The following is a 16,153-nucleotide window of genomic DNA, read 5'->3' on the forward strand; positions in this document are numbered from 1 at the left end:
CCATAAACTCTCTAAACGTTCGTAAATATCTTGTATTTCAAGATTTTTAGGGCCCTTTGAAAAATTTTATATGGCTTTATAGTTATAAACTATAGTGTAGCTTTGTTTTAGCAAAATTTTATCGCTTTCATTTTACTTACTGTTTATTTTTGTGTACAATAGTCCTATGAAAATTTTAGTCACATCGGGCGGTACCAGTGAAGCTATTGATAGTGTCCGCTCTATTACTAACCATTCAACTGGTCGCTTGGGAAAAATCATCACAGAAACCTTGCTTGCTGCAGGGCATGAAGTTTGTTTGATAACGACAAAACGAGCTCTGAAGCCAGAAGCTCATCCCAACCTAAGCATTCGAGAAATTGATAATACCAACGACCTTCTAGTTGTGATGCAAGAACTTGTCAAGGAATATCAGGTCTTAATCCACTCAATGGCTGTGTCTGACTACACTCCTGTTTATATGACGGGACTTGAGGAAGTTCAGGCTAGCTCTAATTTAGAAGAATTTTTAAACAAGCAGAATCATCAAGCTAAGATTTCTTCAACTGATGAAGTTCAGGTCTTATTCCTGAAAAAAACACCCAAAATCATCTCTCTGGTCAAAGAATGGAATCCTGCCATTCATCTGATTGGGTTTAAATTGCTGGTTGATGTCTCTGAAGAATATCTCATTGAGATCGCACGAAAGAGTCTTATCAAGAACCAAGCAGACTTAATCATTGCAAATGACCTGACTCAAATTTCAGCAAATCAGCATCATGCAATCTTTGTTGAGAGAGAACAACTCCAAACCGTTCAAACCAAAGAGGAAATCGCAAATCTCCTTCTTGAAAAAATTCAAGCATACGATTTTTAGAAAGGAAAGCCATGGCAAACATTCTCATCGCAGTGACAGGTTCCATTGCCTCCTATAAAGCAGCTGATCTAGTCAGTTCCTTGAAAAAACAAGGCCATCATGTCACTGTCTTAATGACTGAGGCAGCGAGAGAGTTTATCCAACCGTTGACACTACAGGTCCTCTCTCAAAATCCTGTCCACCTTGATGTCATGAAGGAACCTTATCCTGATCAAGTCAATCATATCGAACTAGGCAAAAGGACCGACCTTTTTATTGTTGTTCCTGCTACTGCTAATACCATCGCAAAGTTAGCCCATGGATTTGCGGACAACATGGTGACAAGTACAGCGCTTGCCTTGCCAGACCACGTCAAAAAGTTAGTCGCACCAGCCATGAATACAAAGATGTATGACCATCCGGCAAGTCAGGCTAATCTAAAAACATTAGAGACCTATGGTTATCAGATCATCTCTCCAAAAGAATCTCTACTAGCCTGTGGCGATCACGGCAAAGGCGCCCTAGCTGACCTGAATACTATTTTAGAAAGAATAAAGGAAACCCTCGATGAACAAACGCTCTAACATTGCACCGATTGCTATCTTTTTTGCAGTTATGCTCGTTATCCACTTTTTGAGTTCTCTCCTATTTAACCTTTTCCCATTCCCGATTAAACCAACTATCGTTCATATTCCAGTCATTATTGCTAGTATCATCTATGGCCCTCGGGTTGGGGTTACACTTGGTTTTCTTATGGGACTATTGAGCTTAACGGTAAATACGATTACCATCCTTCCAACCAGCTACCTCTTCTCACCATTCGTACCGAACGGAAACATTTACTCTGCGATTATCGCTATTGTCCCTCGCGTTTTGATTGGGCTGACACCTTACTTGGTTTATAAATTATTAAAAAATAGAACGGGTCTCATCTTTGCTGGTGCTCTCGGTTCCCTTACCAACACCGTCTTTGTCCTTGGGGGAATCTTCTTCCTTTTTGGAAATGTCTTCGACGGCAATATCCAAAAACTCCTAGCAACCGTTATTTCTACAAACTCAATTGCCGAGCTTGTCATCTCTGCCGTTCTAACAGTAGCAATTGTTCCCCGTCTCGAAACCCTTAAGAAATAAAAAATCAACTCCACTTTCGTCCTGAAGGTGGAGTTTAGCATTTAAAACATAAGAAATATCAATAGAATGTGAAAGCCAAAGCGCAGGAGATGATACGAAAGAGGGGTAGGTTGCTGGCTTTTCTGGCTATCCAAGTATAGGGTTAGAGATAGTAAAAACCAAACCAAATGCAATCACCAATCTGACGAAATAAGCAATTTCGAGTATTGCTGCCATCAAAAGAAAACCTAATAAAGGAAGGCTAAAAAGTGAAACAGCCAAGCTACTTGCTAATAGAGAGAGTAGCGAAAGGACTAATAAACTATAAACTAGGAAACGAGTCCAACCTGAGACTACTTTCCCTTCACTTTTCTGTTTTGACATCATCACGGTTACCACTATTAGGTAAACAAAAAGTATCATCACATTTTCTCCTCGTTTCCTATTATTCTTTACCACATTTTAACCAAATTTTCCTGAAAAATCAATAATGCTTCTTGACTTGATTGGTGATTTATTGTACTATACTTGTGTATATACAGATAAATGGAGGTTCTTATGGATATACGGAAAAAAACGCAGTTTATGACTATGACTGCCCTACTCACTGCAATAGCGATTTTGATTCCAATCATTATGCCTTTTAAAATCGTTATCCCACCGGCTTCTTACACCTTGGGAAGTCATATCCCCATCTTTATCGCCATGTTTCTTTCGCCTTTGATGGCTGCTTTTGTGATTATTGCTTCTAGTCTTGGTTTTCTGATGGCAGGCTATCCGCCTGTTATTGTACTCCGTGCCTTCTCTCACATTGTTTTTGGTACTTTGGGGGCTTTGTACTTAAAAAAATTCCCTGAAACCTTGGATAAACCAAAGGCATCTTGGATTTTTAACTTTGTTTTGGGTGTTGTTCATGCTATCGCTGAAGTAATAGCTTGTATCATCTTTTATGCTACTTCAGGGACAAATGTTGAAAATATGTTTTATGTTCTCTTTGTCCTAGTTGGTTTTGGCACAATCGTCCATAGTATGGTAGACTATACATTAGCACTAGCTGTCTATAAAGTGCTTCGAAAACGTCGCTAAAAGGAAAAACTATGACAAAGGATCGCAAACAAGCTCTTCTCAAACTATTAAAAGAAGCGCCAAAAGCTCTCAATGGTCAAACCTTGGCTGAACACTTTCATGTTACGCGTCAGGTCATTGTACAGGACATCGCTATTCTCCGAGCAGATGGAGCTCCTATCCTATCCACCAATCGTGGCTATATCTACAAAGAAAATGATGCCAGCCCCTACGTGCACAAACTCTTTAAAGTGAAACATGAACTGGAAGAAATCGGTCAGGAACTACTAGCTATTGTAGACAATGGCGGACGCGTTCAAAATATCTTAATCGATCATCCCGTTTATGGAGAAATTGAAACCCTACTCAAACTCACTTGTCGCCGAGATGTCCAGCATTTTCTCGAACAAGTCGAGAATTCAGACTTTAGACCCCTTTCTGAATTGACAGACGGCATCCATTACCACCTTGTTGAAGCCGAAACGCAACAAGACCTCCACTATATCGAGGAGGCCTTGGATCAGTTAGGTTATTTGGTAAAAGACTAGAAAATTTCTTTCTCCCAGCCGTCCTCTGTGCGGTGGCGATAGAAGAACTCAGACTTGTCAGGTGCTTCCATCATTTCCATCAAAGGCAACATATCATAGGCCAGTTCCAAATTTGGAATCTGGTCTTTTTGCACCCAACATACTTCTCCTTCTTCTGAAGATTGGAGATTTCCAGTAAACTCTGTCGCTTTATAGCAAACGACGATGTAGCGCCCACCTGCATCTAAGGGCCAGTTTTTAATACCGACTAGTTGTGGATTCTGAATGGTTAGACCTGTTTCTTCATAAATCTCACGAATGACAGACTCGGCAAAGGCCTCGCCATTCTCAACATGTCCTCCTGGAAAGGCATAGCCAGACCAGCGATTGTTTTCGGGTGAACGATACTGCATCACCACGCGCTGGGTTTCGAGGTCTTCAATCAGACAGATGTTGGTTAAAATAGTTGCTTGGGAACGTGACATGGATTCACTCACTTTCTATTTGTTATTATTCATCTCGATATTTTACTTCTGACTTCATGATAAAGGGATTGATCAATTCATGATGGTCATAAGTAGTACGGGCCAAAAAACCTCTAGCAATGATGATTTCCTTATCTTCTATGCGATAGTCTATATTGATAGGGACGGCTGGATCCGAGATAACTGATAAAACAAAGAATGCTGCAAACCAAAGGTAAAATGTCACCAATCCACTAAATACTTGAAAAATAAGGTGATACCATTTAGCATCTCTTGTTCTATAAAAGATTCTCCAAGAATGGATTAGGAAGGTCAAACAAAGAATGAAAAACCAACTATTCCACAAAATCGGCGTAAAAGATAGGCCAAAAACCAACAACAACAAATGAAGAACCACAAAAGCTAGCAAAGCCAAATAAAGTGTCTTAAACGAAATTAACTTAGTTAGATTTTCTTTTGTCATAATTTTTCCTCTTTTTATCATTATATTTCAAAATCACCATCAATATCGCTGGAATGATGAAAAAGATTAGATAGGTAGCAATTGGAAGCCAGATGTAGCGATAATCAACAGATAATAAGGAAGGAATTTTTTTAACATTTCTCCCTTTCACCCCAACAAGTAAGTGGAGGAGAAAAATAGGTCCATTTATGTATAGAAAAGCTTTTAAAAATCCTTGTACTGAAGCCTTATTGATAAAACCATCTCTAAAAATACCTTGATAGAGTGTGTGCACCAAAAAGACAAAATTCATAATAATTGGCAAGACATAGGACATTTCTTGATATGGTTTCGGGATAAGTGACGTCCCGAACAACACATACATGATACCAAAAATAGATAATAATATTATACCACCATCCATAAAAGAAGCAATCTTTGAATGTCTTTCCAGCCACAATTGGACGTGAGCTATCAAAGAATACTTTTTCTGGATTTTTCTCATTTTTCTGTCCTGTTGTTTGACCTTCTTTTTTCTCTTAATCTTTCGTTCCATTTACGCCTCCTTCTTCTCTTTTCTATCCGTATAATCAAAAGCAGAATGCCCAGCCCCAAGAAAAAGAAAAAGAGATAACTTACAATAGGGACCCAGACATATGCTGGATCCATAGAAATTATGGGAGGGAAATTCGTTGACTTACGACGTCCTAGCCAATTCAGACCTACCAAGAGATGAAAGGGAAAAAGAAGACCATTGAACCCAATAAATCCCCATGAAAAGTAACGCCATTTCTGAAGTTTATCACTACTAAAACGAAAGACAAGGAAATAGGTTGATAAGATCAGAAGGATAAGATTGAAGCTTAAGGGGGAAAGATAGTTCATGTTCGGTAATAGATAACTAATGTAAGAGGCGGCAAGAAATGATACAAACATAGATCCAAATAATACACTCGTATCTAAAAGTTGAGCAATCCTTCTGTGCCTTTCCATCCAAAGAAAAATCCTATTAGTCCAAGAAGACTTTTCTTTTGTCTTGTACTTCATTTGCCTACTCATCTTCATTTTCATCTACTCCTTTTTTTGAACCTTTAGAGAGAAAGAAGATTGCCAGAGTTAACATCAAGACTAGAAGGTAGACAACAATAGGAAACCAGATATAGGATGACTCCAGTGAAAACAAAGGTGACAGAACAACTCTTCCTCTTTTTCTCACACCAATCAGTTGAAAAATAAAGCTAAGGATATTGATATAAATAAAGGGTTCACAAAATCTTTTAAGGGTCCTTTCTTTTTTAGTTTTCACTGACAAAAAGAGAGCATAGAGCCTGTTTCCCAAGATAAAAAGATTCAATTGCAAGGGAAATAAAAGCTCTCTGTACCGAAAATCAGCTGGAATGCTTTTGTTCTGTGATGTTGTAAATTCTATAACTAGGAACAAGATGATATAAAAGATAATATCAAGAATAAATTTGATAAATCGATGTCCTTGTAACCAAAAACGAACAGAATCTAACCCTGATGACTTCTTATAATTCTTCTCTTTCAATTTCATAATAACTTCTCTCTATTTAAGAATATATGCTAAAACGTAATCGTTTGTTGATTGTGCAAGCTGAAAATAAATCCATTTTTAAGAATAGGTGAGCTAAGCTCAAAGCCAAACTTTAAGATTTAAAACTTTCCAATTAAGTTTGCATTATCTATTTTAATCTCACTAAATTCTCTCAAACCACCTTCTGCTTTATGTCACCCTCAGCTTAACGATAAGGGATTTTTGAACTTTCTATCTCTATATCAGGATTGGCAAGTTTGAGATAAGGAGCAATATAGTCTGTATCCGTAACCTTTGGACCTAGAATAACTTTTGAGTATTTCAAAGGAAGTAAATTGATATATACGAATAAATCGTATCTACCATTATCTTTCGGGCTTAATACGATATACTGCCTAAAATCATTATAGTTAACTTTATCAAAATTTTCTAATCCAATTTCTTCCTTCTTAAAGTATTTCTCATTTGATGAATCATTAACATCTCTTTTAATAATATTTTGTATAGCTGTATCATCTAAATTAATTAAAATACGATACTCCATTTCATACTCATAGTCTTTAACTTTGAAAAGGTAAGAAATCTTCTTTAATTTCTCAGCAAAACCTATTAATTCTTTTTCAGCTTTAAGCTCTTGTAATTTTTCAAAAATTTGTTTTAACTTAGAAAGAGATTTATCGACATCCGATTCTTCTTTCTTATATGAGTTCAAATCTAAATAATGAATTTTAACAAACTCAATGTATTTATGTGCAACAATGCCTTCAAGATAAGTATTATCATATTCAAGAAATGCACCTTGAGAGGAATCAGCATACTCCTTCCACATAGGTAAACTATCAGATACCGTGGTTAGAGAAGATATAAAAACATTGGAAGTTTGATATTGTTTGAAAAACGTATTATCTATACCCAAATAATCATATATTACTTTTCCTTCCATCGGGTCATTTAACTGTTTTAGATTAGTAAGTCGTAAAAATGGAGGTTGAGTTTCAGAATTATTTTCATTTTTCCAGTCAGCTTTTATGAGAAAATTTGTTAAGGTATCAATCTTAGTATAATGTCCAAAGGAACCAATTTCTTTTAACTCTGTAGCATCAACAGTCAATTTAGAACGTATATAGTATATAATCTTGTCCGCTTGTTCTAAAAGCTGATCAGCGTCTAATGACGAGATAGATTCTGGATCACTTTTCTCATTTAAATAATCATTATCATACTTCTCAATTAACTTAATAGCTTGGTTTCGGATGATATCCGAATCATTTTCTTCTGCTATCTTTCGAACAACATCAATCGAATTTGTAATTATGTCATCAAAGTGTCTTAACACAAAATCCAAATATTTCCCAACATAATCAGATTGAGGGTTATTGATATAATAGTTATTTATTATCTCTAAGTGCTCAAATTGAAAAAGTGAAACAAGCTCATCTAATCGGAAATACGCATATATAGCAGCTTCAAAACCATTATATTCAAATATAAATCTGATCAATGATTCATATTTCCTCTTAAAATAGATTCTTCTTTCTTCTGGTAAACTATTTTGTTCAAATAATTTATAAAAAACTGTAAGCATGCTAGGAGCGAGTAATTTAGCTTCCTCAAAACCATCATCTAACACTAATTCAAGAATTTTTAGAAAATAACTTCCATCTTCAAACAATATCGAATATTCTTCATATTCCTTCGTAAAAAATAAATATCTATACAAAACAATAAAATATTCAAAATTTTCAAACCAATCAAATAACTGGACATTATTTAATAATATTTTATTTAGTGTAACTAATATATTTTTTGCTGTGGTCTTACCTATTTTTTCTATTAAATTCATACAAACAGACAAGACACTTCCAGCATATTTCAATTGTTCTTCTTCGGATAACTCTAAATATTGATTAGTAAAGTTTTTAAGTTCGTATTTCAGTTTATTTTCGTCCAACGAGTCAAAATGATTCTTTAATTCAGATTCACTAAATTCACCTGTAAAATAATTTAACTCTTTCATTTTATCTCCTTCTAAAATTCTAACCCAACGCCTTGACTTCCAACATCATATCTCAAATCTGAGTTGCCAGTTCAAAATCAAGCACTTCGACGGCTTCTTGCATTTGTTTTTCCAGTTTCTTGACGAGTTCCTTGCGCTCTTGTTTGTTGAGGCTATTGATATCGACTTCCTTGTCCTCTTCCTTAGCAACTTCCTTAGTTACGGCGATTAGATCAAGGATAAGTTCAGTAAACCTTAAGTTCTCAGTGAAGTGTATATTTTAATGCCTCTTGCTCCTATTTTAATAAGACAAAAAAGTTTTAAGTCTGTTTAAGATTTTTAACACTCTTTATTAAAGTAAGAATATACGCCATTAATTTATTTCTAAAATACTCAATCATAGCGCCAGAAAAGAACAGGGCCAGTGTCATAACTAGAATCATAATAACAAACATAAAAAATTCTTGTTCTCCAACTAAAGTATAAATGTTTGGTATAATTCTTCTAAAAATAAGAGGATGTACATGAAACAGATAAACCCCCAAAGTTAGTGGAGATATTAAAAGAACTAGTCTCTTAAAAGTTAAGGGAATATCTTTAATATTCAAGAAGAGTAAAAATATTGCTATTCCTTGCAGTGTGACCGTAGGAGAAATATAACTTCTCCACTGTTCAAAACCAAGCCAGCACAATATAAAAGTTAAACTAGTTAGAAATAAAATAAATCCAATAACATAACGTATTTGAAAACGACTTTCGTAATTTGATTTTCTAATTATTGCTCCTATAGTGTACAAAAGAATCATCCATAATACACTATATCCACCCCACAAGCCCAGAATATCTTGTTTAAATACTGTAGGTATGACAGAAAAGTATATAAATGCTCCACTAACAATTGGAAACAATTGTTCTTTTTTCAATGTCAACACTGCTTGATTCAAAAATGGTGCTATTAAGACTAAACCAAAATAGCAACTCATATACCAATACTGTCCATGACTTATTGGAGTTAAAGCTGAAAACCAATCACTTAAGTTAACAGATGATTTTGAAAAAATAGCAAATACAAAAGTAATTGAAATAGTATAGAAAATAATCTGTATCCAAAAACTAAACATTTTTTTATAACTAAATTGTGAATAAAGACCGACATACCCACTGATTAAAATATAAATATTTACAGCTGAATATGAGAAACCTTCTAAAAAATTGGCAAAAATATAGTAAAGATCTTTTTGACTATCAACTTTCTCCAAAATTCCTCCCATACCCAAAACATGTAAGTTGCAAATCATCAACATAGCTAGAATTCTACAACATTCAATGCCTATGTGTTTAGTTTTTTTTGCTGTCATATTATGTCTTTCTATATATTTCTATTTCTTTATAATTTTTTCAGTTTAACGCCTTCACTTCCAACATCATATCGCGTATCTGAGCTGCCAGTTCAAAGTCAAGCACTTCGACGGCTTCTTGCATTTGTTTTTCGAGTTTTTTAACGAGTTCCTTGCGCTCTTGTTTGTTGAGACTATTGATATCGACTTCCTTGTCCTCTTCCTTAGAAACTGCCTTGGTCACGGCAATAAGATCACGGATTTCTTTCTTAATGGTTTGTGGGACGATATCATGCTCTTCATTATAAGCCATCTGGATTTTCCGACGGCGGGCCGTTTCATCGATAGCACGTTGCATAGACTGGGTCATGGTATCAGCATACATGATGACATGACCTTCACTGTTACGGGCGGCACGTCCAATGGTCTGGATTAAGCCACGTTCGTTACGTAGGAATCCTTCCTTGTCGGCATCGAGAATGGCTACTAAACTTACTTCAGGAACATCAATCCCTTCACGGAGCAGGTTGATTCCGACCAAGACATCAAAAACACCCAAGCGTAGGTCACGGATAATCTCCGTCCGCTCCAAAGTCTTGATATCCGAGTGCATGTACTTGACCTTGATGCCCATTTCTTTGAAGTAGTCGGTTAAGTCTTCAGCCATTTTCTTAGTCAAAGTGGTGATAAAGGTCCGTTCATTCTTTTCAACACGGGCATTGATTTCACCTAGGAGGTCATCAATCTGTCCCATAGTCGGACGAACTTCCACTTCTGGGTCTAGAAGCCCTGTTGGACGAATGATTTGCTCAATCACTGTCTCCGTCTGTTCATTTTCATAGTCACCTGGTGTCGCTGAAACATATACAATCTGATGAACGTGACTCTCAAACTCCTCACGACGGAGAGGACGATTGTCCAAGGCTGACGGTAAACGGAAACCATAATTAACCAGCATTTCCTTACGCGAACGGTCTCCATTGTACATACCTTTGATTTGCCCCATAGTCATGTGACTTTCATCAATCATAATCAAGAAATCATCTGGGAAGAAGTCAAGAAGCGTATAAGGAGGCTCTCCTTCACTACGACCATCCATGTGGCGTGAGTAGTTCTCAACCCCATTTGTATACCCCATCTCACGCAGCATTTCAATATCATACTCTGTGCGCTGTTTCAAACGCTGGGCTTCTAGCAGTTTGCCTTCCTTTTCAAAGACAGCCAACTGCTCCTCCAACTCTGCCTGAATCTTAGCAATCGCAACCTCCATGTGGTCATCATTGGTCACAAAGTGAGTGGCAGGGAAAATCGCCAAATGATCCACTTCTCCCAATACCTGACCTGTCAAAGCCTCAACTTCACGGATACGGTCAATCTCATCCCCGAAAAACTCTACTCGAAAAGCGTGTTCATCACGAGAAGCTGGGAAAATCTCCACCACATCCCCACGCACACGAAATCTTCCCCGTTGGAAATCAATATCATTACGTTCAAATTGGATATCAACCAAGTCATTCAAGAGTTTATCACGAGAAATTTCAAGCCCTGGACGTAGACTTACAACACTGTCAGCGTATTCTTTGGGCGAACCCAAACCATAGATACAAGAGACTGAAGCCACGACAATGACATCATTACGCTCTAAAAGAGCCGAAGTCGCTGAGTGACGGAGCTTGTCAATCTCATCATTGACCGAGCTATCCTTTTCAATATAAGTATCACTCGAAGGGACATAGGCCTCAGGTTGATAATAATCATAGTAGGATACGAAGTACTCAACAGCATTTTCAGGGAAAAATTCCTTGAACTCTCCGTAGAGCTGACCAGCTAGTGTTTTGTTATGGGCAATGACCAAGGTTGGTTTATTGACTTTGGAAATGACCTGACTCATGGTATAGGTCTTCCCTGTACCCGTCGCCCCCATCAGAATCTGAGCCTTTTCTCCACCCTCGATATTGTCAACCAACTGCTCAATCGCTTGGGGTTGATCTCCTGAAGGTTCATATTTTGATACTAGTTTAAATTTATTATCTGTAATTCTATTAATCATGATTGCCTCATCTGCATTTTTCTATCCTTCTATTTTACCATAAATTTACTTTTCAGACTCTTCTCTAAGTTGATAAGAGCGAGTATTTCATGTTACATTTCCTTACATAAAATCCATAAAATTTGCCTTTTCATTCATTTTCTGATATAATGGGAAAATATTCGGAAAAGGAGACTAAAAATGAAGAAAAAAATACTAGCATGTTTGCTCATTTTATTTCCCATTTTCTCACTAGGTATGGCAAAAGCTGATACTGTTAAGATTGTGTCTGATACAGCTTACGCACCTTTTGAGTTTAAAGATTCAGATCAAACCTATAAAGGAATTGATGTTGATATTATCAATAAAGTCGCAGAAATCAAAGGATGGAACATCCAAATGTCTTATCCTGGCTTTGATGCAGCTGTAAATGCAGTGCAGTCAGGTCAAGCAGATGCTATTATGGCAGGTATGACAAAAACAAAAGAACGTGAAAATGTCTTTACCATGTCTGATACCTATTATGATACAAAAGTTGTCATTGCAACCACAAAGGCAAATAAAATCACCAAATATGAGGAACTTAGCGGGAAAACAGTTGGAGTTAAGAACGGAACTGCCGCTCAACGTTTCCTCGAAAGTATCAAAGATAAATACGGTTTCTCTATTAAAACCTTTGATACTGGTGATTTGATGAATAACAGTCTAAGTGCTGGTGCTGTAAATGCCATCATGGATGATAAACCTGTTATCGAGTATGCGATTAACCAAGGACAAGATCTCAGCATCAATATGGATGGTGAGGCTGTTGGAAGCTTTGCCTTTGGTGTCAAGAAAGGGAGCAAGTATGAACACTTGGTTACCGAGTTTAACGACGCCCTAGCACAAATGAAGAAAGATGGTAGCTTGGAGCAAATCATCCAAAAATGGACAGCTTCTACAACTACGGCAACCCCAACGACAACTACTGCTGCTGGACAAAAAGCTACACCACTGAAAAGCAAGTACATTATTGCCAGCGACTCATCTTTCGCCCCATTCGTTTTTCAAAATTCAAGTAATCAATACACCGGTATTGATATGGACCTCATCAAGGCTATTGCTAAAGACCAAGGTTTTGAAATTGAAATTACCAACCCAGGATTTGATGCAGCAATCAGCGCTGTTCAAGCTGGACAAGCAGATGGTATCATTGCTGGTATGTCTGTAACAGATGCTCGTAAGGAAACCTTCGACTTCTCAGAATCATACTACACAGCAAATACGATTCTTGGTGTGAAAGAATCAAGCACCATTGCTTCTTATGAAGACCTCAAGGATAAAACTGTCGGTGTTAAAAACGGAACTGCTTCTCAAACATTCCTTACTGAGAACCAAAGCAAATACGGCTATAAGATTAAAACCTTTGCAGATGGCGCATCAATGTATGACAGTCTAAATACTGGATCTATTGATGCCGTGATGGATGATGAGCCAGTTCTCAAATATTCTATCAGCCAAGGGCAAAAATTGAAAACTCCAATCGCTGGAACTCCAATCGGTGAAACAGCCTTTGCGGTTAAAAAAGGAACAAACCCAGAATTGATCCAGATGTTTAATAATGGACTTGCGAACCTCAAAGCTAACGGAGAATTCCAAAAGATTCTTGACAAGTATCTAGCTAGTGAAACTTCAACTGACTCTACAAGTACGGTTGACGAAACAACTATCTGGGGCTTGCTTCAAAACAACTACAAACAACTTCTTAGTGGACTTGGAATCACTCTTGCTCTAGCTCTTATCTCATTTGCAATTGCCATTGTCATCGGTATTATCTTTGGTATGTTTAGCGTTAGCCCATACAAATCTCTTCGTCTAATCTCTGAGATTTTCGTTGACGTTATCCGTGGTATTCCCTTGATGATTCTTGCAGCCTTCATCTTCTGGGGTATTCCAAACTTCATCGAGTCGATTACAGGCCAACAAAGTCCAATCAATGACTTTGTAGCTGGTACTATAGCCCTCTCACTCAATGCAGCTGCTTATATCGCTGAAATTGTTCGTGGTGGGATTCAAGCTGTTCCAGTTGGGCAAATGGAAGCCAGCCGCAGTCTTGGTATCTCTTATGGAAAAACCATGCGTAAGATTATCTTGCCACAAGCGACTAAATTGATGTTGCCAAACTTTGTCAACCAATTCGTTATTGCTCTTAAAGATACAACCATCGTGTCTGCTATCGGTTTGGTGGAACTTTTCCAAACTGGTAAGATTATCATTGCCCGTAACTACCAAAGTTTCAAGATGTATGCAATCCTTGCTATCTTCTATCTTGTAATTATCACGCTTTTGACTAGACTAGCGAAACGCTTAGAAAAGAGGATTCGTTAATGGCAAAACTAAAAATTGATGTAAATGATTTGCATAAGTATTATGGAAAAAACGAAGTTTTAAAAGGAATTACAACTAAATTCTATGAAGGAGATGTTGTCTGCATCATCGGTCCTTCTGGTTCTGGTAAATCCACTTTCCTCCGTAGCCTTAACCTTCTCGAGGAGGTAACGAGTGGCCACATCACAGTGAATGGTTATGATTTGACTGAAAAATCAACCAATGTCGACCATGTTCGCGAAAATGTAGGAATGGTCTTCCAACACTTCAACCTCTTCCCACACATGTCCGTCCTAGAAAATATCACTTTTGCACCTATTGAACACAAACGGATGACCAAAGAAGAAGCTGAAAAATTGGGGATGGAGTTGCTTGAAAAGGTAGGACTAGCAGATAAAGCTAATGCCAACCCAGATAGCCTATCAGGTGGTCAAAAACAGCGTGTAGCTATCGCTCGTGGACTTGCCATGAATCCTGATATCATGCTCTTTGATGAGCCAACTTCCGCTCTGGACCCTGAAATGGTTGGAGATGTACTGAATGTTATGAAGGAATTGGCGGAACAAGGCATGACCATGATTATCGTAACCCATGAGATGGGGTTTGCTCGTCAGGTGGCCAACCGTGTTATCTTTACGGCTGATGGTGAATTCCTAGAAGATGGAACTCCAGATCAAATCTTTGACAACCCGCAACACCCTCGTCTAAAAGAGTTCTTGGACAAAGTCTTAAATGTATAAAACAAAACTGTAAGGTTCTCCTTACAGTTTTTAAATTGCGTATTGGATTTTTTGTTTTTTTTGAAAATTATGATAAAATAAAAACTATGAAAATGAGGAAATCTCATCCCTAGTCCAACTAGGAAAAAATATAGAAATTAGGTAGCTAGATGTCATCAAAGGTTATTGTTACAATTTTCGGTGCGAGTGGAGATTTAGCTAAACGCAAACTCTACCCTTCCCTTTTCAGACTCTATAAATCAGGCAATCTCTCTGAGCATTTTGCTGTTATCGGAACAGCTCGTAGACCTTGGAGTAAGGAATATTTTGAATCTGTAGTAGTCGAGTCCATCCTTGATTTGGCAGATAGTACCGAGCAAGCCCAAGAATTTGCTAGCCACTTCTACTACCAAAGCCATGATGTGAATGATACGGAACATTACATTGCTTTGCGTCAATTACAAGCTGAGCTAAATGAAAAATACCAAGCTGAACACAATAAGCTCTTCTTCTTGTCTATGGCACCTCAGTTCTTTGGAACCATTGCCAAGCACCTCAAATCTGAAAACATTGTTGATGGTAAAGGTTTTGAGCGCTTGATCGTTGAGAAACCATTTGGTACAGACTGCGAAACAGCTAGCAAACTCAATGAAGATCTCCTTGCAGCCTTTGATGAGGAGCAAATCTACCGTATCGACCATTACCTAGGTAAAGAGATGATTCAGAGTATCTTTGCTGTTCGTTTTGCCAACATGATCTTTGAGAATGTTTGGAATCGCGAACACATCGATAATGTTCAGATTACCTTTGCGGAACGATTGGGTGTAGAAGAACGTGGCGGCTACTACGATCAATCTGGTGCCCTTCGTGATATGGTGCAAAACCATACTCTCCAACTTCTCTCTCTTCTAGCCATGGACAAACCAGCTAGCTTTACAAAGGATGAGATTCGTGCTGAAAAGATAAAGGTCTTTAAAAACCTCTATCATCCAACTGAGGAAGAACTGAAAGAACAGTTTATCCGTGGTCAATATCGCTCTGGTAAAATCGATGGCATGAAATACATTTCCTATCGTAGCGAGCCAAATGTCGATCCTGAATCCACAACAGAAACTTTCGCATCTGGTGCCTTCTTTGTAGACAGCGATCGCTTCCGTGGTGTTCCTTTCTTCTTCCGTACAGGGAAACGTCTGACTGAAAAAGGGACTCATGTCAATATCGTCTTTAAGCAAATGGACTCTATCTTTGGAGAACCATTAGCGCCAAATATCTTGACCATCTATATTCAACCAACTGAAGGATTCTCTCTTAGCCTCAATGGTAAGCAAGTCGGTGAAGAATTTAACCTGGCTCCAAGCTCTCTGGATTACCGTACAGATGCTACTGCTACTGGAGCCTCACCAGATCCTTACGAGAAATTAATCTACGATGTCTTGAACAACAACTCAACCAATTTTAGCCACTGGGATGAGGTAAGTGCTTCTTGGAAATTGATTGACCGTATCGAAGAGCTCTGGGCTGAAAACGGTGCTCCACTTCATGACTATAAAGCTGGAAGCATGGGGCCACAAGCTAGCTTTGACTTACTTGAAAAGTATGGAGCTAAATGGACCTGGCAACCAGATATCGCCTATCGTGAAGATGGCCGTTTAGAATAGCAAAAATATCCTGCAAGATTGAATTGCA

The 16,153-nt window shown here is 37.8% G+C and carries 15 protein-coding genes and 2 pseudogenes; 8 read left to right on the plus strand and 9 right to left on the minus strand.

Features of this window, described 5'->3' with window-relative positions:
• The first annotated feature begins 166 nt into the window (after positions 1–166).
• From coaB to D8863_RS02895, 3 genes are read left to right on the plus strand one after another with little or no spacing between them, the layout of a single operon-like run.
• Positions 167–856: a phosphopantothenate--cysteine ligase gene (gene coaB, locus D8863_RS02885; protein WP_125441027.1), complete on the plus strand. Its 690-nt coding sequence runs from the start codon at positions 167–169 to the stop codon at positions 854–856.
• An 11-nt stretch (positions 857–867) separates the two neighbouring features.
• Complete coding sequence (coaC, locus tag D8863_RS02890) at positions 868–1,419, plus strand: phosphopantothenoylcysteine decarboxylase (RefSeq protein WP_125441028.1); 552 nt, start codon at positions 868–870, stop codon at positions 1,417–1,419.
• A complete protein-coding gene (locus D8863_RS02895) occupies positions 1,403–1,966 on the plus strand; it encodes an ECF transporter S component (RefSeq protein WP_001042723.1) in 564 nt (187 codons plus the stop codon). The genes coaC and D8863_RS02895 overlap by 17 nt, the downstream gene beginning before the upstream one ends.
• Before the next feature lie 41 nt (positions 1,967–2,007).
• On the opposite strand, the pseudogene D8863_RS02900 reads toward D8863_RS02895, so the two are convergent.
• Positions 2,008–2,368, minus strand: a pseudogene (locus D8863_RS02900) (hypothetical protein).
• A gap of 135 nt (positions 2,369–2,503) precedes the next feature.
• Between D8863_RS02900 and D8863_RS02905 the strand changes: the two are divergent.
• Positions 2,504–3,031 carry an ECF transporter S component gene (locus tag D8863_RS02905; RefSeq protein WP_000354644.1) on the plus strand — a complete coding sequence of 176 codons (528 nt, stop codon included), beginning with the start codon at positions 2,504–2,506 and terminating at the stop codon, positions 3,029–3,031.
• 11 nt (positions 3,032–3,042) lie between these two features.
• A complete protein-coding gene (locus D8863_RS02910) occupies positions 3,043–3,558 on the plus strand; it encodes a transcription repressor NadR (protein ID WP_000159158.1) in 516 nt (171 codons plus the stop codon).
• Here D8863_RS02910 and D8863_RS02915 read toward each other — a convergent pair.
• The 8 genes and pseudogenes from D8863_RS02915 to uvrB form a co-directional block, all read right to left on the minus strand.
• Positions 3,555–4,022 (minus strand): 8-oxo-dGTP diphosphatase, encoded by a 468-nt coding sequence (locus D8863_RS02915; protein WP_125441029.1) that lies wholly within the window; start codon positions 4,020–4,022, stop codon positions 3,555–3,557. The genes D8863_RS02910 and D8863_RS02915 overlap by 4 nt on opposite strands.
• 25 nt (positions 4,023–4,047) lie before the next feature.
• Entirely contained in the window at positions 4,048–4,485 is a 438-nt protein-coding gene (locus D8863_RS02920) for a hypothetical protein (protein WP_125441030.1), read from the minus strand.
• Positions 4,463–5,020: a hypothetical protein gene (locus tag D8863_RS02925; protein ID WP_125441031.1), complete on the minus strand. Its 558-nt coding sequence runs from the start codon at positions 5,018–5,020 to the stop codon at positions 4,463–4,465. The genes D8863_RS02920 and D8863_RS02925 overlap by 23 nt, the downstream gene beginning before the upstream one ends.
• Before the next feature lie 495 nt (positions 5,021–5,515).
• A complete protein-coding gene (locus D8863_RS02935) occupies positions 5,516–6,019 on the minus strand; it encodes a hypothetical protein (RefSeq protein WP_125441033.1) in 504 nt (167 codons plus the stop codon).
• Between the two features lie 205 nt (positions 6,020–6,224).
• Positions 6,225–8,036: a DUF2971 domain-containing protein gene (locus tag D8863_RS02940; protein WP_125441034.1), complete on the minus strand. Its 1,812-nt coding sequence runs from the start codon at positions 8,034–8,036 to the stop codon at positions 6,225–6,227.
• Positions 8,037–8,088: 52 nt separating this feature from the next.
• Positions 8,089–8,256, minus strand: a pseudogene (locus tag D8863_RS11325) (UvrB/UvrC motif-containing protein); the annotation flags it as partial.
• Between the two features lie 79 nt (positions 8,257–8,335).
• Complete coding sequence (locus D8863_RS02950) at positions 8,336–9,373, minus strand: acyltransferase (RefSeq protein WP_125441035.1); 1,038 nt, start codon at positions 9,371–9,373, stop codon at positions 8,336–8,338.
• A 40-nt stretch (positions 9,374–9,413) separates the two neighbouring features.
• A complete protein-coding gene (gene uvrB, locus D8863_RS02955; RefSeq protein ID WP_125441036.1) occupies positions 9,414–11,402 on the minus strand; it encodes an excinuclease ABC subunit UvrB in 1,989 nt (662 codons plus the stop codon).
• A gap of 180 nt (positions 11,403–11,582) precedes the next feature.
• Here uvrB and D8863_RS02960 point away from each other — a divergent pair, with 180 nt between their 5' ends.
• The 3 genes from D8863_RS02960 to zwf all read left to right on the plus strand — a co-directional run bounded on the left by D8863_RS02960 (position 11,583) and on the right by zwf (position 16,125).
• A complete protein-coding gene (locus D8863_RS02960) occupies positions 11,583–13,748 on the plus strand; it encodes an ABC transporter substrate-binding protein/permease (protein ID WP_125441037.1) in 2,166 nt (721 codons plus the stop codon).
• Positions 13,748–14,488, plus strand: coding sequence for an amino acid ABC transporter ATP-binding protein (locus D8863_RS02965; protein WP_001096337.1), 741 nt, complete (start codon positions 13,748–13,750; stop codon positions 14,486–14,488). Before D8863_RS02960 ends, D8863_RS02965 begins: the two co-directional genes overlap by 1 nt.
• A gap of 149 nt (positions 14,489–14,637) precedes the next feature.
• Positions 14,638–16,125 (plus strand): glucose-6-phosphate dehydrogenase, encoded by a 1,488-nt coding sequence (gene zwf, locus D8863_RS02970; RefSeq protein ID WP_125441038.1) that lies wholly within the window; start codon positions 14,638–14,640, stop codon positions 16,123–16,125.
• The last annotated feature ends 28 nt before the right edge of the window (positions 16,126–16,153 follow it).

This window comes from Streptococcus oralis, from assembly GCF_003943825.1.
GTDB lineage: Bacteria > Bacillota > Bacilli > Lactobacillales > Streptococcaceae > Streptococcus > Streptococcus oralis_CD.

Coding starts and splice junctions, on each gene's coding strand:
- coaB (WP_125441027.1), top strand. CDS start 167: ATGAAAATTTTAGTCACATCGGGCGGTACCAGTGAAGCTATTGATAGT.
- coaC (WP_125441028.1), top strand. CDS start 868: ATGGCAAACATTCTCATCGCAGTGACAGGTTCCATTGCCTCCTATAAA.
- D8863_RS02895 (WP_001042723.1), top strand. CDS start 1,403: ATGAACAAACGCTCTAACATTGCACCGATTGCTATCTTTTTTGCAGTT.
- D8863_RS02905 (WP_000354644.1), top strand. CDS start 2,504: ATGGATATACGGAAAAAAACGCAGTTTATGACTATGACTGCCCTACTC.
- D8863_RS02910 (WP_000159158.1), top strand. CDS start 3,043: ATGACAAAGGATCGCAAACAAGCTCTTCTCAAACTATTAAAAGAAGCG.
- D8863_RS02915 (WP_125441029.1), bottom strand. CDS start 4,022: ATGTCACGTTCCCAAGCAACTATTTTAACCAACATCTGTCTGATTGAA.
- D8863_RS02920 (WP_125441030.1), bottom strand. CDS start 4,485: ATGACAAAAGAAAATCTAACTAAGTTAATTTCGTTTAAGACACTTTAT.
- D8863_RS02925 (WP_125441031.1), bottom strand. CDS start 5,020: ATGGAACGAAAGATTAAGAGAAAAAAGAAGGTCAAACAACAGGACAGA.
- D8863_RS02935 (WP_125441033.1), bottom strand. CDS start 6,019: ATGAAATTGAAAGAGAAGAATTATAAGAAGTCATCAGGGTTAGATTCT.
- D8863_RS02940 (WP_125441034.1), bottom strand. CDS start 8,036: ATGAAAGAGTTAAATTATTTTACAGGTGAATTTAGTGAATCTGAATTA.
- D8863_RS02950 (WP_125441035.1), bottom strand. CDS start 9,373: ATGACAGCAAAAAAAACTAAACACATAGGCATTGAATGTTGTAGAATT.
- uvrB (WP_125441036.1), bottom strand. CDS start 11,402: ATGATTAATAGAATTACAGATAATAAATTTAAACTAGTATCAAAATAT.
- D8863_RS02960 (WP_125441037.1), top strand. CDS start 11,583: ATGAAGAAAAAAATACTAGCATGTTTGCTCATTTTATTTCCCATTTTC.
- D8863_RS02965 (WP_001096337.1), top strand. CDS start 13,748: ATGGCAAAACTAAAAATTGATGTAAATGATTTGCATAAGTATTATGGA.
- zwf (WP_125441038.1), top strand. CDS start 14,638: ATGTCATCAAAGGTTATTGTTACAATTTTCGGTGCGAGTGGAGATTTA.